The organism is Micromonospora sp. ATLC20 (genome assembly GCF_057196585.1).
Genome location: NZ_JBXUOV010000099.1, coordinates 1 through 20954, shown reverse-complemented (window position 1 = coordinate 20954; position 20954 = coordinate 1). Strand labels below are relative to the sequence as shown.

Sequence of the window (20954 nt, the reverse complement as noted above, 5' to 3'; positions counted from 1 at the left end):
GCTCCGGCCGGCACCGCGCCGCGCCCGGCCGCCCGCTGCGCCGCCCGGTCGCCCGGGACGTGGTCGAGCAGGACGGCGAACTCGTGCTCGCCCGCACCGCCATCGGGGCCCGCCCCGACCCGAGCCTGTCGCTACGTGTGGCCGCCGCCGCTGCCACCAACCGGCTGCCGATCGCGCGCGCCACCTGCGAGTGGCTCGCCGCGTACTGCCCGCCGCTGCCCGCGCCCTGGCCGTCGGCGGCCCGCGCCGCGCTGATCACCCTGCTCGGCGCCGGTCCCGGCCTGGTGCCCGCCTGGGAGACCTGCGACAGGTACGGGCTGATCGACCGCTGGCTGCCCGAGTGGACCCGGATGCGCAGCCTGCCCCAGCACAACCCGGTGCACCGGTTCACGCTCGACCGGCACCTGGTGCAGACCGCGTACGAGGCGAGCCGGCACACCCGCGACGTGGAACGGCCCGACCTGCTGCTGCTCGGCGCGTTCCTGCACGACATCGGCAAGGGGCTGGACGGCGACCACTCGACTGTCGGCGCGCCGCTGGCCGAGGCGGTCGCCACCCGGATCGGGCTGCCGCCCGAGGAGGCGGCGCTCATCGGCACGCTGGTCCGGCTGCACCTGCTGCTGCCCGACGTGGCCACCCGCCGTGACCTGTCCGACCCGAAGACCGTCGCCGGGGTCGCCGAGCGGGTCGGCGACACCGGCACGCTGGAACTCCTGCACGCCCTGGTCCGCGCCGACGCCGCCGCCACCGGCCCGGCCGCCTGGTCCGGCTGGAAGGGCCGGCTGATCGCCGAACTGGTGAGCCGGGTACGCACCACGCTGGACACCGGCGTGGTACCCGCCCCGCCGGCCCCTGACCCGGCGCTCGTGGCCGGGCCGCTGCCTGTCGTACACCTGGGGGAGGACCGGGTGTCGGTGGCCGCGGCCGACCGGCGTGGGCTGCTCGCGACGGTGGCCGGGTGCCTGGCGCTGCACCGCCTGGAGGTGATCTCCGCGGACGCCGCCACCGTCGACGGCCGCGCCCTGGTCGAGTGCCGGGTGCAGCCGCGCTACGGGCTGGCCCCGGAGCCGATCGCGCTCAGCGCCGACCTGCGCCGCGCGGTCGGCGGTGACGTCTCGGTCATCCAGCGGCTGCGCGGCCGGGCGCTCGCCGCGCGCAGCCAGGGTGCCGCACCCCGGGTGGTGTGGCACCGGGAGGCGGCCACCGACGCAGTGCTGCTGGAGCTGCGGGCCGCCGACGCCGCAGGGCTGCTCTACCGGGTCACCTGCGCGCTGGACGAGGCGGGCGCCCAGGTGCGGGCGGCCCGGATCTCGACGCTGGGTGGCGACGTGGTGGACGCGTTCTACCTGGTCGGCGGCTGGCCGTCGGACGAGGAACGGACCCGGATCGAGGCCGCCGTCCTCGCCGCCGTGTAACGGAACGGGCCGCCGGGCCGGAGCGGGGGTGCGGGCGGCGGGCTACCCTAACGGTGGGCTGGACCACCGGCCCGGCAGCATGTGCCCGCCGAAAACGACAAACGGGATGTTCGCGTGTTTGACACCTTGAGTGACCGCCTGTCCGGGATCTTCACCAAGCTCCGCGGCAAGGGCCGGCTCACCGACGCCGACATCGACGCCACCGCGCGCGAGATCCGGATGGCGTTGCTGGAGGCCGACGTCGCCCTGCCGGTGGTCAAGGGCTTCATCGCGAACGTCAAGGAGCGGGCGCGCGGCGCCGAGGTCTCCCAGGCGCTCAACCCGGCGCAGCAGATCGTCAAGATCGTCAACGAGGAGCTGATCAAGGTCCTCGGTGGCGAGGGGCGGCGGCTCCAGTTCGCCAAGCACCCGCCGACCGTGATCATGCTGGCCGGTCTCCAGGGTTCCGGTAAGACGACGCTCGCCGGCAAGCTGGCCCGCTGGCTCAAGAGCCAGGGCCACCAGCCGCTGCTCGTCGCCGCCGACCTCCAGCGTCCCAACGCCGTCGGGCAGCTCCAGGTGCTCGGTGGCCGGGCCGGGGTCGAGGTGTACGCCCCGGCGCCCGGCAACGGCGTCGGCGACCCGGTGCAGGTGGCCCGCGACTCGATCGAGCACGCCCGCCGCGCCGCCCGGGACATCGTCATCGTCGACACCGCCGGCCGGCTCGGTATCGACACCGAGATGATGCAGCAGGCCGCGAACATCCGCGACGCGGTCCAGCCCGACGAGGTCATCTTCGTCATCGACGCCATGGTCGGCCAGGACGCGGTGCGCACCGCCGAGGCGTTCCGCGATGGCGTGGGCATCACCGGCGTGGTGCTGTCCAAGCTCGACGGCGACGCGCGCGGTGGTGCCGCGCTCTCCGTCCGCGAGGTGACCGGCCAGCCGATCCTGTTCGCCTCCACCGGCGAGAAGCTGGAGGACTTCGACGTCTTCCACCCGGACCGGATGGCCAGCCGGATCCTCGGCATGGGCGACGTCCTCACTCTGATCGAGCAGGCCGAGGCGGCCTTCGACTCCGATCAGAAGGAGAAGATGACCGCCAAGCTGATGGGCGGGGAGACCTTCACGCTGGAGGACTTCCTCGATCAGCTCATCGCGGTCCGGCGGATGGGCCCGATCGCCAACGTGCTGTCCATGATGCCGGGCATGGGGCAGATGAAGGACCAGCTCGCCGAGCTGGACGACAAGCACTTCGACCGGGTCACCGCGATCATCCGGTCGATGACCCCGGCCGAGCGCACCAACCCGAAGATCATCAACGGCTCCCGCCGGGCCCGGATCGCGAACGGCTCCGGCGTCACCGTCATGGACGTCAACCAGCTGCTCAACCGCTTCGCCGACGCGCAGAAGATGATGAAGCAGATGGGCGGCATGATGGGCCTGCCCGGCGGCGGCCGGCGCAAGGCGACCAAGTCGCCGAAGAACAAGCGCAAGGGTACGAAGGGTGGCGGCCGGCCGCGTACCGGTGCCGGGATGCCGGGCGGCTTCCCGGGCGGCATGCCGCAGCTCCCGCCGGGCCTGGACCCGGGTGACCTGGCCGGTGGACAGGGCCTGCCGCCGGGCTTCAAACTCCCGAAGATCGACTTCAACAAGCTGGGCAAGGGCGGCGACAAGGGCCCCCGCTAGCGTGTCGGTGACGGTGGGCGACATCGCTGTCTCTTGGGGTTATGTCGCCCCCTGGAAGGAGATGTCAATGACCGCGGCCCCGATCCTGCCGGAGCGGCACGAGTGGACGGTCGACGACCTGGGCGAGCTGCCCAAGGACCTTCCGTACGAACTGATCAACGGAAGGTTGATCGTGCCGTCGCCCACTCTGCTGCACCAGGACATGTGCGTCGAGTTGCTGCTCGCGCTTCGCGTCAACTGCCCGAAGGAGTATCAGGTCGGGATCGACCTGTCGATGCGGGTCGACCACCGGAACGAGCCCCGGCCGGACGTCGTCGCGGTCGTGCGGGGTAACGCCAACCGGAGCCCGTTGCCGGTCGAGGACGCGGTGCTCGCCGTCGAGGTCATCTCGCCGACCTCCACCTTCCGCGACATGTACGACAAGGCCAGGGTCTACGCGCACGCCGGTGTCCGCTCCTACTGGGTGCTCGACCCGGTCAAGGAGAAGATCACGCTGACTGAGTACGTGCTTGGCGCCAATCGCGAGTACAAGCAGGTCAGTCAGGCCGAGGACCTGTTCGTCACCGAGCGGCCCTGGAAGGTCTCTGTCGATCTGCCGGCGCTGACCGCGCGCCGCAACGACCTGCTCGCCGGCGAGGAGGACTGATCGGGTAGGACTGTGCACATGGCTCTGCACGTGCGCGGTGTGTTCCTTCCCGACGACGAGGTCCGGGACGTCTGGCTGGTCGGCGACCGGGTGACATTCGAACCGGTGCCCGGCGCCGAGACGGTGGCCGACGGTGGCTTCGTGCTGCCCGGCCTGACCGACGCGCACTGCCACATCGGCATCGCCCGCGGCGGCAGCCCGATCACCTCGCTCGACCAGGCACGGGATCTGGCCCGGATCGACCGGGACGCGGGCGTGCTGGCGATCCGGGACGCCGGGTCGCCGTACCCGTACCCGGAACTGGAGGACGAGCCGGACCTGCCGCGACTGGCCCGCGCGGGCCGGCACGTCGCGCCGCCGAAGCGCTACCTGCGCGACATCGGCGTGGAGGTCGGCGCGGCGGAGGTCGCCGCGACGGTGGCCGCGCAGGCCGCGGCCGGCAACGGCTGGGTCAAGCTGGTCGGCGACTGGATCGACAGGGGCGTGGGCGACCTGGCGCCGGCCTGGGACGCCGACACGATGACCGCGGCGGTCGCCGCCGCGCACGCCGCCGGGGTACGCGCGGCGGTGCACACGTTCTCCGAGTCGGCGGTGGAGATCATGGTGCGGGCCGGGGTGGACTCGGTGGAGCACGGCACCGGGCTGAGCCTCGACCTGATCGACCTGATGGCCCGGCAGGGCACCGCACTGGTCCCCACGATGATCAACATCCGGACGTTCGGCCACATCGCCGAGCAGGCCCGGCCCAAGTTCCCCGGGTACGCCGACCACATGCTCGCCCTGCGCGACCGCTTCCCCGAGGTGGTGCGCGCCGCGCACGAGGCGGGCGTGCCGATCTACGTCGGCACCGACGCGGGCGGCGGCATCGACCACGGCCTCGCGGCCGAGGAGATGCTTCTGCTGCACGAGCAGGCCGGCATGTCCGCCCCGGACGTGCTCGCCGCCGCCTCCTGGCGGGCCCGGGAGTGGCTCGGCTTCCCCGGGCTGGTCGAGGGCGGCCTCGCCGACCTGGTGGTCTACCCCGAGGATCCGCGCCGCGACCTGCGCGTGGTCCGGGCGCCCAGCCGGATCGTGCTGCGCGGCCGGGTCGTCCGCTGACCTGCGGTCGGCGGCGGGGGTGACCGGCCGCCGCCGGCGCCCCTAGCGGGCCGTCGCCGCCATCAGGAACAGGCGCACCGCCAGGTCGGCCAGCCGGTCGGCGGTCTCGTCCACCGGGCCCCCGGGCAACACGATGTGGCTCACCACCAGGCGTACGACGCTGTCCGCCGCGAACGCCAGGGCGGCCGGATCGGCGTCCGGCAGGCGTGCACCGGTCCACTCCAGCAGCGCCCGCGCGGCCTCGGCGAGCACCAGCTCGGACCGGGTGGTGAGGTAGGGCAGCAGTTCCTCCGATCCGCCCCGGGTGCTGGTCAGCACTGCCCGGACCAGCGGGTTCTCGGCGGCCGAGGCGAGCGTGCGGTGGATCGCCGCGTACGCGGCCGCGCGGACGTCGGAGTCGTGCTCGTCCAGCGCGGACCGGACCTGGCCGACGAACCGGTCCACCTCGTGCCGGGCCAGCGCCTCGCCCAGGCCCGCCTTGGTGCCGAACTCGTTGTAGACCGTCTGCCGGCTCACTCCCGCCGCGCTCGCGACCGCACCCATCCGGACCCCGGCCCAGCCGGTCGTGACGGTCAGCGAACGGGCGGCGTCGACGATCGTGTCACGCACCGGCGTGACGTTCTTCGGCTTGCGCATGGTGATCGAAGTCTACGGGCGCTGTTCAGCGCACCTCGAGTTCGTACTCCGCCTCGACCCGGAACCGTCCGCCGTCGTGGCCGCCGAAGGTCAGGTGGTGCGTCCCCGGCGCGGGCGGCGGCACCAGACCCCACAGACCCCAGCAGGAGACGTGCACCGGCCACGGCCACGCGGTGACGACGTTGTTGAAGAACCCCCGCACCGGGAACGAGGCGGGCGAGCCCGCGGGCCGCACCGGCACCGCCACCCCGTCCAGCTCGGCGTGCCCGTCGGCGTGGGGCATCGGCGGGACCGGGTCGTCCCGGCGGCCGACCGTCCAGCAGCAGATCGCCGGGAAGAACAGCGGACGACCCGCCGGCACCACGCAACGCCGGCTGACCCCGCCGCCCTGCGTGCCGGCCAGGAACCACACGTCGTCGGGCTGGTGACGCCCGCCGTGCCGGCCGGTGGTGTCCTTGAGCGGGTTGACCGGCTGGCGGTGGGCGGCGACCCAGGCCACCCAGCGGGCGGCGAGCGGGGCCAGTGCCGGCGCCGGGTCCGGGGCGGGGAGGTGCATGACGGCAGATGGTAGTGCGGGCGCGCCCGGCTGCGGCGACCCGTCACGGGACGCATAGGATGTGCGGTCATGGCACGCGTGCTCACTCCCCGTGCGGAGGACTTTCCCCGCTGGTACCAGGACCTGATCGCCAAGGCGAAGCTGGCCGACAACGGCCCGGTCCGGGGGACCATGGTGATCCGACCGGCCGGCTACGCCATCTGGGAGCGGATGCAGGCCGAGATGGACGCCCGGATCAAGGCGGCGGGCGCGGAGAACGCGTACTTCCCGCTGTTCATCCCGGAGAGCTACCTGAAGCGGGAGGCCGAGCACGTCGAGGGCTTCTCGCCGGAGCTGGCGGTGGTCACGCACGGTGGCGGCAAGCAGCTCGCCGAGCCGGTGGTGGTGCGCCCCACGAGCGAGACGGTCATCGGCGAGTTCATGGCCAAGTGGATCGACTCGTACCGCGACCTGCCGCTGCTGCTCAACCAGTGGGCGAACGTGGTCCGGTGGGAGCTGCGCCCGCGGATCTTCCTCCGTACCAGCGAGTTCCTCTGGCAGGAGGGGCACACCGCGCACGCGACCCGTGAGGACGCCCGCGCCTACGCGCGGCGGATCCTGCACGAGGCGTACGAGGATCTGATGGTCAACGTGCTCGGCATCCCGGTGGTGGTCGGCCTGAAGACCGCCCGGGAGCGCTTCGCCGGCGCCACCGCCACGTACACGTGCGAGGGCATGATGGGCGACGGCAAGGCGCTGCAGCTGGGCACCAGCCACGAGCTGGGCCAGAACTTCGCCAAGGCGTTCGACATCAGCTACTCCTCGGCCGAGGGCGGCCGGGAGCACGCGTGGACCACCTCCTGGGGCACCTCCACCCGGATGCTCGGTGGTCTGATCATGTGCCACGGCGACGACAACGGGCTGCGGGTGCCGCCGAAGCTGGCGCCGGTGCAGGCGTACGTGATGATCGTCAAGGACGGCGAGGGCGTGAGCCAGGCGGCGGCCAAGCTGTGCGACGCGCTGCGCGACGCCGGGGTGCGGGTGGCGCTCGACGACCGGACCGACACCGCATTCGGCCGCCGCGCCGTCGACGCCGAGCTGCGCGGCTACCCGGTCCGCGTCGAGGTCGGCCCGCGTGACCTGGCCGCCGGCAACGCGGTGGTGGTCCGGCGTACGGACGGCTCGAAGGCCCCGACGCCGGTGGCCGACGTGGTCGGCGCGGTGGTGGCCGCGCTGGATGCCGACCAGCGGGCGCTGCACGACCAGGCGCTGGAGTTCCGCCGGTCCCGCACCGTCGAGGTGTCGACGCTGGCCGAGGCGATCGAGGCGTCCGCCACCGGCTGGGCGCGGGTGTCGTGGTCGGCGGTCGGCGTCGAGGGCGAGGCCGAGGCGAACGGCCAGGGCGTGACGGTCCGCTGCCTGGTGCGCGCCGACGGCTCGGTGCCGGACTCGGAGGACGAGCCCGACCTGGTGGCGATCCTCGCCCGCGCGTACTGAGATGCGGCCCGGCGATCCGGCCGGCCGGTTCGCGCCGGGGCGGCTGATCCTGCACCGGAACGTGCGGCACGGCCGGATCGGCTGGGTCCGGTCGGCCCGCGTGGTCTCCGACGACGAGCGTGGCCTGCTGCTCTGGGTGGCGCGGACAGCGCCCGTCGCGCACGAGGTGACGGAGGCCGGCCTGGGCATGCGGGCCGTGCCGTTCGCCGAGTGGGTGACGTCGTCCTACCGGCTCGCGCAGGGGCTGTGGAACGGCCCGCCGGTGCTGAAGTTCCTGCCCACCGGCGCGTCCCACTCGGTCTGGTGGTTCCGCGACGCCGCCGGCCGCTTCCAGAACTGGTACGTCAACCTGGAGGAGCCCGGCGTCCGCTGGGACGACGGCACGGTGGCCGGCGTCGACATGGTCGACCAGGACCTCGACGTGGTGGTGTACCCGGACCTGAGCTGGGAGTGGAAGGACGAGGACGAGTTCGCCGAGCGGCTGGCGTTCCCGGAGCACTACTGGGTGACGGACGAGAAGGCGGTACGCGCCGAGGGCGAGCGGGTGATCCGAATCGCCGAGGCGGGGGAGTTCCCGTTCGACGGCACCTGGTGCGACTTCACTCCGCCCGCCGAGTGGGACGTACCGGACGAACTTCCGCCGGGCTGGGACCGCCCGCCGGTGCGCTGAACGAGTGTCCTCGGTCACGGCCCGGGCTTCCCCGGGCGTGGTGTCCGGGTCCGGTGTGAGAGTTCCGGTCCGGATCTGGCAGAATGGTTCGCTGGTATCCGGCACGCGTCCGGCGCCCTCTAACCCGGGCGCGTCGCCAGTTCACCGAGCAGTCTCCGGCCCAAACCCCACTGTGCCGGTCGGCGCTCACCCGCACACCGCCCGTACGGGCCGGTGAGATCGCAACAGGAGCGAAACAACTGTGGCCGTAAAGATCCGGCTCCTGCGGATGGGCAAGATCCGCAACCCGCAGTACCGCATCGTCATCGCCGACTCGCGCACCAAGCGTGACGGTCGGGCGATCGAGTTCGTCGGTGTGTACCAGCCGAAGGAAGACCCTTCGGTGATCGAGGTCAAGTCGGAGCGGGTCCAGTACTGGCTCTCGGTCGGCGCCCAGCCGAGCGAGGCCGTGCAGCGCCTGCTGGAGCTGACCGGTGACTGGCAGAAGTTCAAGGGCCTGCCGGCTCCGCCGCCGCTGAAGGTCGCCCCCGAGCGGGCCGACCGCAAGGCGGCGTACGAGGCCGAGGCGAAGGCCGCCGCCGGCGTGGCGGACACCCCGGCGAAGCCGGCCAAGAAGGCCGCCGCCAAGGCGGAGGAGCCGAAGGTCGAGGCCCCCAAGGCCGAGGAGCAGACCGGTGCCGAGTCCGGCGAGCAGGCCTGACATGCCGCTGCGTCCCGCTCTGGAGCACCTGGTCAAGGGCATCGTCGACCACCCGGACGACGTCCGGGTGCGCATGGTCGACTCCCGTCGGGGCAAGCGCCTCGAAGTCCGCGTGCACCCCGAGGACCTCGGCACGGTGATCGGGCGGTCCGGCCGGACCGCCAAGGCGCTGCGCCAGGTGATCGGCTCCATCGGCGGGCGTGGGGTACGCGTCGACATCGTCGACTCGTACTGATGCTTCTCGTCGTCGGCCGGATCGGTAAGCCGCACGGCATCCGCGGTGAGGTCACCGTGGAGGTGCGTACCGACGAGCCCGAAGCACGGTTCGCCCCCGGTTCGGTGTTGACCACCGAGCCGGGGGTCACCCCGTCGGAGCCCGGCGCCTGGCGGGTGCCCCCGACGCTCACCGTCGAGTCGGCCCGCTGGCACCAGGGCCGCCTGCTCGTCGCCTTCGAGGGCGTGCTGGAGCGCGACGTCGCCGAGGCGCTGCGCAACACGCTGCTCGGCGTGGACAGCGCCGACGTCGCCCCGCCGGAGGACCCGGAGGAGTTCCACGACCACCAGCTGGTCGGGCTCACCGTGGTCACCCGCGACGGCGAGCACGTGGGCGAGGTGGCCCGCATCGACCACGCGCCCGCGTCCGACATGCTGGTGCTGCGGCGCCCCGAGGGGCGTACCGCGCTGGTCCCGTTCGTCAAGGCGATCGTGCCCGAGGTGGATCTGGCGGGCGGTCGCGTCGTCGTCGACCTGCCCGGCGGCCTGCTCGACCTCTAGCTCTCGACCTCCGGCTGGAGCCACCGCATGCGCGTCGACATCGTGTCGATCTTCCCCGAGTACTTCGCCCCGCTGGACCTGTCGCTCATCGGCAAGGCCCGCGCGAACGGCACGCTGCGGCTGGCCGTACACGATCTGCGGACCTGGACCCACGACGTGCACCGCACCGTCGACGACACGCCCTACGGCGGCGGTCCGGGCATGGTCATGCGGCCGGAGCCGTGGGGTGAGGCGCTGGACGCGCTGGCGCCCGGCGAGCTGAGCCCGGACGGGCACACGCTGCCCCGGCTGCTCGTGCCGTCGCCCGCGGGCGTCCCGTTCACCCAGGCCCTGGCGCACGAGCTGGCCGCCGAGTCGCACCTGCTGTTCGCCTGCGGCCGGTACGAGGGCATCGACCAGCGCGTGCTGGACCACGCGGCGACCCGGATGCCGGTGACCGAGGTCTCGCTCGGCGACTACGTGCTGTTCGGCGGCGAGGTGGCCGTGCTGGTGATCCTGGAGGCGGTCACCCGGCTGCTGCCCGGCGTGCTCGGCAACGCCGGGTCGCTGGACGAGGAGTCGCACGCGCACGGGCTGCTGGAGGCACCGCTCTACACGAAGCCGGCGAGCTGGCGCGGGCTGGACGTGCCCGAGGTGCTGCGCTCCGGCGACCATGCCCGGATCGACCGCTGGCGGCGCGACGAGTCGCTGCTGCGGACCGCGGCCCGGCGGCCGGACATGATCGGCGCGCTGGCCCCGGAGACGCTCGACAAGCGGGACCGGGTGACGCTGGAGCGGGGCGGATTTTCCCCGCCACCGGGGCATGTGGCAAAGTAGAGGGGTTGCCGCATCCGTCCACGCCGTGGGCGGTTGCGAGGACCCTCGACCGGGGCCGGTATCGCCGGTCACCACCCGGGGGTCAGAATCACCCATCCGCGCATCGACTGACGATGCGCCGTGAGCCTCACGAGGACGCAGCGATGAACATCCTGGACGCCCTTGACGCCCAGTCGAAGCGTACCGACCTGCCCGACTTCCGTGCCGGTGACACCGTCAAGGTGCACGCGCGGGTCGTCGAGGGCAACCGCTCCCGGGTCCAGATCTTCCAGGGCGTCGTCATCCGCCGCCAGGGTGACGGCCTGCGTGAGACCTTCTCGGTCCGCAAGGTCAGCTTCGGTGTCGGCGTGGAGCGGACCTACCCGCTCAACGGCCCGGGCATCGACCGGATCGAGGTCGTGACCCGCGGTGACGTGCGTCGCGCCAAGCTCTACTACCTGCGTGAGCTGCGCGGCAAGAAGGCCAAGATCAAGGAGCTGCGGGAGAAGCAGCCGGCGAACTGATCCACGTTCGCCACGCCGCCCGGCCTGCGCGGATGTCGTATCGACCAGACCGCATTACCCTGGTCGGTACGGGCGCAGCCGGACGGTGCGAAACGGTCCACTACCGCCCGTGGGGTCTCCGAGGAGACTCCCGGGCGGTAGTGTCGTTTCCGCGGACCGGAGAGTGGCATGGTGCAGATGGTTGACGAGGACGGCGCCGTCGATCCCTGGCGCCGGCGGGCCCGCCGCAGCCGCCGCCAGATGCCGCTCTGGCAGGAGCTGCCGCTGCTGCTGATCGTGGCGTTCTGCCTCGCGGTGCTGATCCGGACGTTCCTGCTCCAGGCGTTCTTCATCCCCTCCGGGTCGATGGAGGACACCCTGCTCGTCGGCGACCGGGTGCTCGTCAACAAGGTCGTCTACGACGTCCGGGACCCGGTCCGCGGCGAGGTGGTGGTGTTCCGGGGCACCGACCGCTGGGTCGCCCAGGAGGCGCCCGCGCCGCCGACGAACTTCGCCGGCCGGGTCGGCCGCACACTCGGCGACCTGGTGGGCGTCAGCCGCCCCGGCGAGAAAGACTTCATCAAGCGCGTCATCGGCGTACCGGGCGACAAGGTCTGGTGCTGCGACGACGGCCGGGTGGTGGTCAACGGGGTGCCGCTGGACGAGACGGCGTACGTCTCCGAGGACTCCCCGGTCGAGCTGCCACCCAATCCGAAGGAGTGCCGGTCCCGGCAGTTCACCGAGGTGGTGGTGCCGCCGGGGCAGATCTTCGTGATGGGTGACCACCGGCTGGTCTCGCAGGACGCCCGATGTCAGGGGCCGGTGCCGATCGAGAACGTGGTCGGCCGCGCCTTCATGATCGTCTGGCCCTCGCAGCGGTGGACGAGTCTGCCCGTACCGGAGACCTTCTCGAGCGTGCCGCGTGCGGACGCCGCGGCGGCGCCGGGGCCGGTGCCGGTGGATCCCGACCCGGTCGGCGGCGTCGTCCTGATCCTCCCGGTCGCGGCGACGCTCACCGTTCTGGCGGGTTCGGGGCGACCGCGGCGTACCCGGCGACGTAGGCTCCACCCGTGATCGACGAGCAGACCGAGAAGCCCCGCAGCTCCTTCTGGAAGGAGCTGCCCATCCTCCTGGGCGTGGCGATCCTGGTCGCGGTGCTGGTGCGTGCCTTCGTGCTGCAGACCTTCTTCATCCCGTCGCCGTCCATGGAGAACACCCTCAAGATCGACGATCGGGTGCTTGTCAACAAGCTGGTCTACGACTTCCGCTCGCCGCACCGGGGTGAGGTCATCGTCTTCAAGGCGCCCACCGAGTGGAGCGGCAACCCCGACGGCGAGGACTTCATCAAGCGGGTCATCGGCGTCGGCGGCGATCACGTGGTCTGCTGCGACCGCACCGGCGGCCAGGAGCGGCTGGTCATCAACGGCAAGCCGATCGACGAGCCGTTCATCTTCCCCGGCAACAAGCCCGCCGACCAGGACTTCGACATCACGGTGCCGAAGGGGCGCCTGTGGGTCATGGGTGACCACCGGGAGGCGTCCGGCGACTCGCTGGAGCACTGGCAGCAGTCGGGCGAGGACATCAACGTCGCCACCATCCCCGAGGGCGAGGTCGTCGGCCGGGCCTTCACCATCTTCTGGCCGGTCAGCCGCGCGACCTGGCTCAGCGTTCCGAAGCAGTTCGACGGGATCCCCAATCCCTGAGCAGGCCCGCGCCACGCTCCGGCACGCCGGCCCCGCGCCGGCGGCGGGAGGGCGTGGTCGTTCGTCGCAGGCGTCTGGCAGGCTGGTGCGGTGACCGTCTACACCCCTCGTCGCGCGGCCCGGGTGCTGCTGGTCGACGCGTCCGACCGGGTGCTGCTCTTCCAGGGCAGTGATCCGGCCCGGCCGGGTCACCGGTACTGGTTCACCCCCGGCGGCGGGCTGGACCCGGGGGAGTCCCCGGCCGACGGCGCCGCCCGGGAACTGGCCGAGGAGACCGGCCTGCGGCTGGCCCCGGCCGAGCTGGGCGCGCCGGTCTGGTCGGACACCGTCGAGTTCCCGTTCGACGGCGTCTGGTACCGCCAGGAGCAGCAGTTCTACCTGGTCCGGGTGACGGGCTGGGAGGTCGACACCGCCGGGTTCACCGACGTCGAGCGGGCGAGCGTGCACGGGCACCGCTGGTGGCCGGTCGCCGAGCTGGCCACCAGCACCGAGCGCTACTACCCACCGGACCTGCCCGGCCGGCTCGGCGCCGTGCTGTCGGGAGGCGGCGCATGCTGACTCCGCCGCGCACCGTGGTACGCCGCGACGGCGGCCTCTACGCGCTGGAGCGGGCCCTGCAACGGCGCGGCTTCCGGCACGTGGCGGGCGCCGACGAGGCCGGTCGAGGCGCCTGTGCCGGGCCGCTGGTGGCCGCCGCCGCGATCCTGCCCGAGGGCCGGCGCGGCGAGATCGACGAGCTGGCCGACTCGAAGCTGCTCACCCCCGCCGCCCGCGAGCGCGTCTACGACGAGGTGGTGGCACGGGCCCTGGCGTACGCCGTGGTGGTCATCCCGGCCGAGGAGGTCGACGCCCGCGGGCTGCACGTGTGCAACCTCGCCGCGATGCGCCGGGCGCTCGCCTCGCTCACCACCCGCCCGGAGTACGTGCTGACCGACGGCTTCGGCGTCGACGGGCTGGACGTGCCGGGCCTGGCGGTCTGGAAGGGTGACCGGGTGGCCGCGTGCGTGGCGGCGGCCAGCGTGCTGGCGAAGGTCACCCGGGACCGGATGATGGTGGAACTGGACGGGCGGTTCCCCGGCTACGGCTTCGCCGAGCACAAGGGCTACATCACCGCCGAGCACAGCGCCGCCCTGCGCGCGCTCGGGCCCTGCCGGGAACACCGCTTCTCGTACGTGAACGTGGCCGCCGTCTCCGGACGGGACGGCCGGCCTCCCCGCGCCCGCCGCCCGGCGGGCACCGACGCACCGTCGCCCGAGCCCGTAGCAGGGCTGCCGGGTCTCGGGCCCGGCGCGTTCGCCGGCCGCCCGGACGAGCCGATGGGGCGCTGCGGCGCGTCAGGGGGTACCGTCGGCGTGGCGTTGGGCGAGCAGCCGCGACCTCCGGCGTCGGTGGGGGAAGATGTGGTCATGGAAGGCGGAGTGCGATGAGCGCGGAAGATCTCGAGAAGTACGAGACCGAGATGGAGCTGCAGCTCTACCGGGAGTACCGGGACATCGTCCGCCAGTTCTCCTACGTGGTGGAGACCGAGCGCCGTTTCTACCTGGCCAACCAGGTCGACCTGCACGTGCGCAACTCCGACGGCGAGGTCTACTTCGAGGTCGAGATGCACGACGCCTGGGTGTGGGACATGTACCGCCCTGCCCGTTTCGTCAAGAATGTGCGAGTGATGACGTTCAAGGACGTCAATGTGGAAGAGCTCGAAAAGCCCGACATCTCGCTTCCCGCAGATTCCGGATTCGGGAGCTGACCGCAGGCGGCTGAACGCCGGAGATCACTCCGCCGGCACGACCACCTCGACCCGCTGTACCAGGTTGTTCGCGAACCCGCCCCGGTTCCACGGCTGCTCGACCGGCTGGGTACGCCCCGACGCGTCGGTCGCCCGGGCGCCGAGCACGTACCGCCCCGGCGTCGCCGTCCAGCTCACCGACCAGCGGCGCCACGCCCACTCGCCTCCGGCCGGCTCGTCCAGGACCGCCGGCGTCCACGTCCCACCGCCGTCGGTCGTCACCTCGACCGAGATCACCGGCGCGTGGCCGGACCAGGCCCGGCCGTCCAGAGTGCACGGCCCGGGCCGCAGCACCCGGGTGCGGGACATGAAATCCGGGAACCCGGGCGGACGCACCAGCGCACGCGGCTCGATCCGGGTCACCGGCACACCCGGGTCGTCGGCGTCGCGCCGCAGCCGGTAGGCCACCGCGTTCTGGTAGCCGTCGAACGGCTCGGTCGTCACGGTGATGTCGCGCAGCCACTTCACGTGCGCCATGCCGTACCAGCCGGGCACGATCAGGCGCAGCGGCGCGCCGTGCTGCGGCAGCAGGGGAGCGCCGTTCATCTCGTACGCCAGCAGCACCTCCTCACGCAGCGCGTCTGCGACCGGCAGCGCCCGCTGGTAGTCCTGCTCGACGCCGCGCTCCACCCCGTGGTCCGCGCCGGTGAACACCGCGTCCACCGCGTCGCCGGACAGGCCGGCCTCGCGCAGCAGCGGCGCCAGCGGCGTACCGGTCCACTCGGCGTTGCCCACCGCCTCCACCAGCCAGGGCTGGCTGACCGGGCGGGGATGCAGCAGCGCCCGCCCGTTGCCGGCGCACTCCAGCGTCACGCGGTGTGTCACCCGGGGCCGGTCGCGCAGCGCCGCCAGGTCCAGCCGCAACGGACGCTCGACCGCGCCGGACACCTTCAGCGCGTACGCGGCCGGGTCGACGTCCGGGATGTCGTAGTGGATGAGCAGGTAGTGCAGGCCCGCCGGGGTCACGTCGTACCGCAGCGCCTCCAACGGGATGCCGTGGTTACGCGCGGCGAGCTGAAGCTCCTCGGCGCTGATCGCCTCGTCCGGCCCGGCCACCCGGGAGGGCCGGCTGACGTCGTCCACAGTGGTCATTCCTGCTCCGTCCGCTCCAGCACGTCGTAGCCCGCGAACGTGAACATCCGCGCACCCGGCGCCAGCGGGCGGGGCGTGCCGGTGAAGCGGTGCGCGCCGACGCCCACACCGTCGGCCGGGCTGGTCACCGCGACCGGCTCGAAGCCCTCCTCGGCGAACCACTCGCAGATGACCGGCACCAGGTCCGGCTCCCGCCGGTGCCGCGTCCACAGCACCGTGCCGCCGGTGGCGCAGAGCGAGGCGCAGTGCCGCACCGTGGCCCGGATGTCGTCGTCGCTGATGTTGCCGAAGATGCCGCAGACCAGCACCAGGTCCGCCGGCGCCAGGTCGGCGTACCGGTCGGTCAGCGAGGCGTCCCCGGTCACCACCTCCACGCCGGTGAGCCCGGCGTCGGCGGCGGCACGGCGGGCCGGATCGGTGTTGCGCGGATCCAGCTCGACCAGGCGGGCGGTCACGTCGGCGCCCCGCGGATGGGCGGCCAGCACCGGGATCAGGTCGCGGCCCTGGCCCGCGCACAGACTCAGCGCGCGCAGCGGACCGGGTGGTGCCGCGTCGAGGGCGTCGGAGACACGCTGCCGCACCTCGGCGAGCCGCCGGGCCAGTGCGGACTCGGGCTGGTCGTAGTCGCGGTGCCAGGCGTACCAGTCCTTCGTCACCCGGCCAGCATAGGCGTCCGGGCCGTAGCAGATCGGCCCCGAATTCGGCGCTCGTCCACAGTGAGGGCGTCGTCCACAGGGCCGGCGGGTGGGGTGCGCGGGAGGGTGCCCGGGCCGGGCAGGGTGCTCGCGTGCGTTCCTCGATCTCTTACGCCGTGGTGTTGTTCCTCGTCGTCTGTCTGCCGGGGCCCTCCGCGTCTTCCCGGACGACGCTGTCGGCCTCGGTCGGGCCGTTGTCGGGGTTACCTGCGGGTGCCCCGACTCCTGGTGCTTCGGCGGCGGGCGGCTCGGCTGCGGGACTTCGGGGTGCGCCCGGTGGGCGGTTCCGGTGGCCGCTGCCGGGCGCGCCCCGGGTGGTGCGGCGCTTCGACCCGCCGCCGCAGCCCTGGCTGTCCGGGCACCGGGGTGTCGACCTCGCCGCCGAGCCGGGCGCGCCGGTGCTGGCGGCCGGCGCCGGGACCGTCCTGTTCGCCGGCACCGTCGCCGGCCGGCCGGTGCTCACCGTCGGCCATGCCGACGGGCTGCGCACCACATACGAACCGGTCCGCTCCCGGCTCGCCGCCGGTACCCGTGTGGACGCCGGCACGCCGGTCGGCGTCCTGCTCGCCGGGCATCCCGGGTGCGTGGAGGCGGCCTGCCTGCACTGGGGACTGCGACGCGACGCGGAGTACCTCGATCCGCTGGCCCTGCTCGGGCTCGGTCGCGTCCGGTTGCTGCCGCTGCACCCCGTCCCCGCCGACCTCGCCGGGTGATCGGGCGTGTCGCTCAGCCCTGGGCGAGCAGCGCAGGCAGCCGGACGGCCAGCCGGTCGTACTCGTCGGGGGTGTTGTAGACCTGTCCGCACAACCGCAGGTAGCCGCGCCCGTTCCAGCCGGCGATCGACACCTCGGCGGAGAGCCGGTCGGCGATCCGGGTCCGCAGCTCCCGGGCCGCGTCCAGCGTCGTCGCGACACCGGGCGGCAGCGGCACGAGCCGCATGGCGACCGCCGGTCCGCCGGGCTCCGGCAGCCGCTCCGGCGCCACACCGAGCGCGTCCCCGACGACCCGTTGCCCGTACGCGGCCAGCGCCGCGTTGTGCGCGCGTACCCGGTCCACGCCGAGGCTGCGCAACGTGAACAGGCCCACCGGCGCGGCCAGCCAGCCGGTGTAGTCGAGCGTCGCCTGCCACTCGACACGGACCGGGAAGCCGCTGTCCTGCTCCCACGAGACGACGAGCGGCTGGATCTTCTCCCGCCACTGCGGCGCCACCACGAGTACGGCGGTGCCGCGTGGCGCGTACGCCCATTTGTGCAGGTTGCCGACCCAGAAGTCGGCGCCTACCGACGCGACGGTGGCCGGCAGCATGCCCGGCGCGTGCGCGGCGTCCACCAGCACCGGCACGCCCTGCTCCCGGGCCACCGCGACGATCGCCGCGGTCGGGAAAAGCCGGGCGGTCGGCGAGGTGAGCTGGTCGACGATCAGCAGCCTGGTACGCCCGGGCCGCAGCCCGGTGCGGACGATCTCGACCACCTCCTCGTCGGTGGCGGTCAACGGCACCGGCAGCGTGCGGTGCACCGCCCCGGTGCGGGCGCACTCCCTGGCGATCGAGAGCGCCACCGCCCCGTACCCGTGGTCGGTGGTCACGATCTCGTCGCCGGGGCGCAGCGCCAGCGACTGCAACACCACGGCCGCGCCGGTGGTGGCGTTGCCGACGAGCGTGGTGCCGTCCGGGTCGGCGCCGAGGAACGCGGCCAGGTGACGGCGGGCGTGGGCGATCCGGTCGACCAGGCCCTGCGTGAAGAACCGCAGCGGGTTGGCCTCCATCTCGTCGCGCAGGCGCTGCTGGGCGCGTTGCACGGCGATCGGTACGGCGCCGAACGAGCCGTGGTTGAGATGGCTGACGGAGGGATCGAGGGAGAAGAGCAGCCGAGCCCCGGGAATCGGCTCGGGCGGCTGCGGCACCGTCATGCACCGATCCTAGCCCGGGATGGATCATGCGCCGGCCGCATTCGGTGGTCAGGCGCGGGGGTGTGCCTGGCGGTACGCGGCGCGGAGCCGCTCCACCGAGACGTGCGTGTAGATCTGGGTGCTGGCGAGCGACGAGTGCCCCAGCAGCTCCTGCACGGCGCGCAGGTCCGCGCCTCCTTCGAGCAGGTGCGTCGCTGCGGAGTGGCGCAGCCCGTGCGGCGTGACCCGCGGTACCCCGGCGGCCCCGGCCCAGCCGGACACGATCCGCCGCGCGGTGGTCGGGTTGAGCCGCCCGCCCCTAGCTCCGAGCAGCAGTGCCCGGCCCGAGCCCGGGGTCAGCAGAGTGGGCCGGCCGTCGCGCAGCCAGGCGTCGAGCGCCCGCTGGGCCGGCACTCCGTAGGGCACCGACCGCTCCCGCCCGCCCTTGCCCAGCACGCGTACCACCCGGCGGGCCTGGTCGACGTCTGTGACGTCGAGGCCGCACGCCTCGCTGACGCGTACCCCGGTGCCGTAGAGCAGTTCCAGCAGCAGCCGGTCGCGCAGCAGCACCGCGTCGGGCGGTCCGTCGCCGGCCGCCTCGGGGGCCGTTGCGTGGTCGCGTCCGAGCCCGGCGCCGTCGGGGTGGACCGTCGAGCGGTCGGCCTCGGGCGGGCCCGGGCGCTGCGACGGTGCCTCCACCAGGGCGGCGGCCTGGTCGGCGCGCAGCACCGTGGGCAGTTCCCGCCGGGCGCGAGGGCTGGCCAGCGGCGCGGCCACGTCGTCGGCGAGCAGGCCGGTGCGGTGCGCCCAGGCGCTGAACGTCCGGGCCGCGGCGGCGCGTCGCGCCATCGTCGTCCGGGCCGCTCCCACGGTCCGCTGCTTCGCCAGCCAGCTGCGCACCACGGCGAGGTCCAGCTCCGGCAGTTCGGCGCAGCCCATCCGGACGGCGTGATCCAGCAGCGACACGAGATCCGTGACGTACGCCCGGACGGTGTGGACGGAGCGGTTGCGCACCCGCGACAGATGATCGGCGAAGTCGTCCACCGCCTCGCGCATCGAGGCCGGCAGTTCCTCGTGTGCGTCCCGGGTGCCGCGCTGCCGTCTGCTCACCGCGGCACCCGGTCCGGGCGCACACGGTCGCGGCGGCGGAGGCGGACGGCGATCACCGCCCCAGCGTAAGGCCGGAGCGCCGCCCGTCGCCGTGCCGCCACCTCGCCGTGCCGCCCGGCTGTCGCTCCCGCCTTCGCGGCGGGTCGGCCGTCGCCCGTGGGCTGTGCCGTCCGCCACGTCGGCCGCGTCCTTCCGGCGTGGAAAGCGTGACGACGCGCTGAGCGGGGTGGCAGAAGCCGGTCTGGACAGGGGAAACTCATTCTGCGGCACGCTCCGGTGCGGCGACCGGCGGGCAGCGCGGCCGAGCCGGCCCCGACGGAGGCCGATCCGGCCGCGATCAGGCCAGTGCGTCCCCGTGACGGTGACGCCGGTACGAGGAGGCCGAGAGTGGGAGTGGACGCCGTCCTCTACCGGCAGATATCGGCGGGCACCGGTCGTCGCCGGCCCGCGTATGTCTCGATCGAGGCCGTCGCAGACCCGCAGGACGTGCTGCTCGACCTGCTCAAGCGTGTCCGGGGCGGCGGGCGGACCCCGCTGCTGGACCGCGTCGACCCGCTCGGTGAGCTGACAGTGAGCGCCGAGCGGATGCCGCAACTGCTCGCCGAGCTGCGGTGCCTGGCCGAGGTGGCCGGGGCGCCGGCGGAGGTCGACCACGTGCACCGGCTGGCCCGGCTCGTCCGCCGATGTGCCGAGCGCCGCGACGCCGAGATCCGGTTCGAGGGCGACTGACGCGCTCACCAACGGGCGACCGGTGGGGGCGGTGCGAGTGCGTATCCGTCGTCGCGGCGTACCACCATCGCCAGTTCCTCCAGCATGGACAGTTTGCGCATGGCGGTACGCAGGTCGACGCCCGCCCGCGCGGCGATGCTCTCCAGGTCGAGGGCCCGGCGGCGGGGCAGCGCCTCCAGCACCTGGGTGGCCTCCTCGTCGAGCCGGTCCCGGGGGCGTTCGGGCGCCCGGGCGGGCGGGGCCAGGTCGTACCCGATGCGTCCCACCTCCTCCAGCACGTGCGCGACGTTCGCTACCAGCCGTGCCTCCGGCCGTTCCCGCAGCACCTCGTGGCCACCGACGGACATCGCTGACGTGACCGGCCCGGGCACCACCATCGCCGGGCGGCGCAGGCCGAGCGCCCGGTTGAGTGTCTGGGTGGCGCCGCTGCGGGCGGCGGCCTCGACGAGGACAGTGCCGTTCGTCGCCGCCGCGATGACCCGGTTGCGGATGAGGAACCGGGGCCGCAACGGCTCCGCGCCCGGAACCCATTCGCTCACCAGCAGGCCGGTCTCGGCGATCCGGTCGAACAGCGCGGCGTTGCCCATCGGGTACGGGCGGTCCACGCCGCAGGCGAGCACGGCGACGGTGCGCCCGCCCGCTGTCAGCGCCCCGCGATGCGCGGCGGCGTCGATGCCGAACGCCCCGCCGGACACGACTGTCCACTCCCGGTCGGCGAGACCGTAGCCCAGCTCGGTGGCGATGTGCGCGCCGTAGGGGGTGGCCGCCCGCGCGCCGACGACCGCCACCGAGCGCGCCAGCGCCTCATCGAGCGGCCACGCTCCGCGTACCCAGAAACAGAGCGGCGGATCGGTCTCCACGTCGACCCGCCGGGTGGCCCCGGAGAGCGCCAGCCGGCGCAGGTCGCCGACCTGGGCGGGCCATTCGTCGTCGTCCGGGGTGACCAGCCGGGCCCCGAGCCGTTCGCCGCGGGCCAGCGCGTCGGCGGCGACCGCCCGGGCGTCCCCGGCAGCGC

General features: G+C 73.4%; 25 protein-coding genes. 18 read left to right on the top strand and 7 right to left on the bottom strand.

Annotation, left to right across the window (positions count from 1 at the left end; all coding sequences use genetic code 11):
- From AC2CHG_RS20125 to AC2CHG_RS20110, 4 genes are all read left to right on the top strand, one after another.
- Window positions 1-1415: HD domain-containing protein (locus AC2CHG_RS20125; RefSeq protein ID WP_484525335.1), on the top strand; the 1415-nt coding region annotated here is incomplete at its 5' end.
- A 114-nt stretch (window positions 1416-1529) separates the two neighbouring features.
- Window positions 1530-3083: a signal recognition particle protein gene (ffh, locus tag AC2CHG_RS20120; protein ID WP_262014781.1), complete on the top strand. Its 1554-nt coding sequence runs from the start codon at window positions 1530-1532 to the stop codon at window positions 3081-3083.
- Window positions 3084-3150: 67 nt separating this feature from the next.
- A complete protein-coding gene (locus AC2CHG_RS20115; RefSeq protein WP_120571180.1) occupies window positions 3151-3729 on the top strand; it encodes a Uma2 family endonuclease in 579 nt (192 codons plus the stop codon).
- Window positions 3730-3747: 18 nt separating this feature from the next.
- Window positions 3748-4827 (top strand): amidohydrolase family protein, encoded by a 1080-nt coding sequence (locus tag AC2CHG_RS20110; RefSeq protein WP_194799710.1) that lies wholly within the window; start codon window positions 3748-3750, stop codon window positions 4825-4827.
- A 42-nt stretch (window positions 4828-4869) separates the two neighbouring features.
- On the opposite strand, the gene AC2CHG_RS20105 is transcribed toward AC2CHG_RS20110, so the two are convergent.
- Window positions 4870-5463 (bottom strand): TetR/AcrR family transcriptional regulator, encoded by a 594-nt coding sequence (locus AC2CHG_RS20105; RefSeq protein WP_355506847.1) that lies wholly within the window; start codon window positions 5461-5463, stop codon window positions 4870-4872.
- 25 nt (window positions 5464-5488) lie between these two features.
- Complete coding sequence (locus AC2CHG_RS20100; protein WP_262014785.1) at window positions 5489-6019, bottom strand: hypothetical protein; 531 nt, start codon at window positions 6017-6019, stop codon at window positions 5489-5491.
- 69 nt (window positions 6020-6088) lie between these two features.
- On the opposite strand from AC2CHG_RS20100, the gene proS reads away from it, so the two are divergent.
- The 12 genes from proS (at window position 6089) to AC2CHG_RS20040 (ending at window position 14387) form a co-directional block, all read left to right on the top strand.
- Complete coding sequence (proS, locus tag AC2CHG_RS20095; protein ID WP_484525334.1) at window positions 6089-7495, top strand: proline--tRNA ligase; 1407 nt, start codon at window positions 6089-6091, stop codon at window positions 7493-7495.
- A gap of 1 nt (window position 7496) precedes the next feature.
- Window positions 7497-8165 carry a ribonuclease FAU-1 family protein gene (locus AC2CHG_RS20090; RefSeq protein ID WP_262014787.1) on the top strand — a complete coding sequence of 223 codons (669 nt, stop codon included), beginning with the start codon at window positions 7497-7499 and terminating at the stop codon, window positions 8163-8165.
- A 241-nt stretch (window positions 8166-8406) separates the two neighbouring features.
- Window positions 8407-8865: a 30S ribosomal protein S16 gene (rpsP, locus tag AC2CHG_RS20085; RefSeq protein ID WP_484525333.1), complete on the top strand. Its 459-nt coding sequence runs from the start codon at window positions 8407-8409 to the stop codon at window positions 8863-8865.
- Complete coding sequence (locus tag AC2CHG_RS20080; RefSeq protein ID WP_026268109.1) at window positions 8840-9100, top strand: RNA-binding protein; 261 nt, start codon at window positions 8840-8842, stop codon at window positions 9098-9100. The genes rpsP and AC2CHG_RS20080 overlap by 26 nt, the downstream gene beginning before the upstream one ends.
- Entirely contained in the window at window positions 9100-9639 is a 540-nt protein-coding gene (gene rimM, locus AC2CHG_RS20075) for a ribosome maturation factor RimM (protein ID WP_030269963.1), read from the top strand. The genes AC2CHG_RS20080 and rimM overlap by 1 nt, the downstream gene beginning before the upstream one ends.
- 27 nt (window positions 9640-9666) lie before the next feature.
- Window positions 9667-10455: a tRNA (guanosine(37)-N1)-methyltransferase TrmD gene (gene trmD / locus AC2CHG_RS20070; protein ID WP_262014788.1), complete on the top strand. Its 789-nt coding sequence runs from the start codon at window positions 9667-9669 to the stop codon at window positions 10453-10455.
- A gap of 143 nt (window positions 10456-10598) precedes the next feature.
- Window positions 10599-10958: a 50S ribosomal protein L19 gene (rplS, locus tag AC2CHG_RS20065; protein ID WP_013284591.1), complete on the top strand. Its 360-nt coding sequence runs from the start codon at window positions 10599-10601 to the stop codon at window positions 10956-10958.
- A gap of 168 nt (window positions 10959-11126) precedes the next feature.
- Window positions 11127-12011 carry a signal peptidase I gene (gene lepB, locus AC2CHG_RS20060; RefSeq protein WP_262014789.1) on the top strand — a complete coding sequence of 295 codons (885 nt, stop codon included), beginning with the start codon at window positions 11127-11129 and terminating at the stop codon, window positions 12009-12011.
- Window positions 12008-12640 (top strand): signal peptidase I, encoded by a 633-nt coding sequence (gene lepB / locus AC2CHG_RS20055; RefSeq protein ID WP_262014790.1) that lies wholly within the window; start codon window positions 12008-12010, stop codon window positions 12638-12640. The genes lepB (AC2CHG_RS20060) and lepB (AC2CHG_RS20055) overlap by 4 nt, the downstream gene beginning before the upstream one ends.
- A gap of 90 nt (window positions 12641-12730) precedes the next feature.
- Window positions 12731-13198, top strand: coding sequence for an NUDIX hydrolase (locus AC2CHG_RS20050; protein WP_484525332.1), 468 nt, complete (start codon window positions 12731-12733; stop codon window positions 13196-13198).
- Window positions 13192-14067: a ribonuclease HII gene (locus AC2CHG_RS20045; RefSeq protein WP_194799718.1), complete on the top strand. Its 876-nt coding sequence runs from the start codon at window positions 13192-13194 to the stop codon at window positions 14065-14067. Before AC2CHG_RS20050 ends, AC2CHG_RS20045 begins: the two co-directional genes overlap by 7 nt.
- Window positions 14064-14387, top strand: a complete 324-nt coding sequence (locus AC2CHG_RS20040; RefSeq protein WP_011905215.1) for a DUF2469 domain-containing protein — start codon at window positions 14064-14066, stop codon at window positions 14385-14387. Before AC2CHG_RS20045 ends, AC2CHG_RS20040 begins: the two co-directional genes overlap by 4 nt.
- Before the next feature lie 24 nt (window positions 14388-14411).
- On the opposite strand, the gene AC2CHG_RS20035 is transcribed toward AC2CHG_RS20040, so the two are convergent.
- Window positions 14412-15518 carry a sulfite oxidase gene (locus tag AC2CHG_RS20035; RefSeq protein ID WP_194799719.1) on the bottom strand — a complete coding sequence of 369 codons (1107 nt, stop codon included), beginning with the start codon at window positions 15516-15518 and terminating at the stop codon, window positions 14412-14414.
- The gene (locus tag AC2CHG_RS20030; RefSeq protein ID WP_194799720.1) at window positions 15515-16174 is read right to left on the bottom strand and encodes a methyltransferase domain-containing protein; all 660 of its coding nucleotides are present in this window, start codon (window positions 16172-16174) and stop codon (window positions 15515-15517) included. Before AC2CHG_RS20030 ends, AC2CHG_RS20035 begins: the two co-directional genes overlap by 4 nt.
- Before the next feature lie 131 nt (window positions 16175-16305).
- Here AC2CHG_RS20030 and AC2CHG_RS20025 point away from each other — a divergent pair, with 131 nt between their 5' ends.
- Complete coding sequence (locus AC2CHG_RS20025; RefSeq protein ID WP_194799721.1) at window positions 16306-16926, top strand: murein hydrolase activator EnvC family protein; 621 nt, start codon at window positions 16306-16308, stop codon at window positions 16924-16926.
- Between the two features lie 13 nt (window positions 16927-16939).
- On the opposite strand, the gene AC2CHG_RS20020 is transcribed toward AC2CHG_RS20025, so the two are convergent.
- Window positions 16940-18121 (bottom strand): aminotransferase class V-fold PLP-dependent enzyme, encoded by a 1182-nt coding sequence (locus AC2CHG_RS20020; RefSeq protein ID WP_194799722.1) that lies wholly within the window; start codon window positions 18119-18121, stop codon window positions 16940-16942.
- Between the two features lie 48 nt (window positions 18122-18169).
- Window positions 18170-19156, bottom strand: a complete 987-nt coding sequence (locus AC2CHG_RS20015) for a tyrosine recombinase XerC (RefSeq protein WP_194799836.1) — start codon at window positions 19154-19156, stop codon at window positions 18170-18172.
- 441 nt (window positions 19157-19597) lie between these two features.
- On the opposite strand from AC2CHG_RS20015, the gene AC2CHG_RS20010 reads away from it, so the two are divergent.
- Window positions 19598-19939 carry a hypothetical protein gene (locus AC2CHG_RS20010; protein ID WP_194799723.1) on the top strand — a complete coding sequence of 114 codons (342 nt, stop codon included), beginning with the start codon at window positions 19598-19600 and terminating at the stop codon, window positions 19937-19939.
- Window positions 19940-19944: 5 nt separating this feature from the next.
- Here the strand turns inward: AC2CHG_RS20010 and AC2CHG_RS20005 are convergent.
- A partial coding sequence (locus AC2CHG_RS20005) for a DNA-processing protein DprA (RefSeq protein ID WP_484525331.1) occupies window positions 19945-20954 on the bottom strand: 1010 nt, incomplete at its 5' end.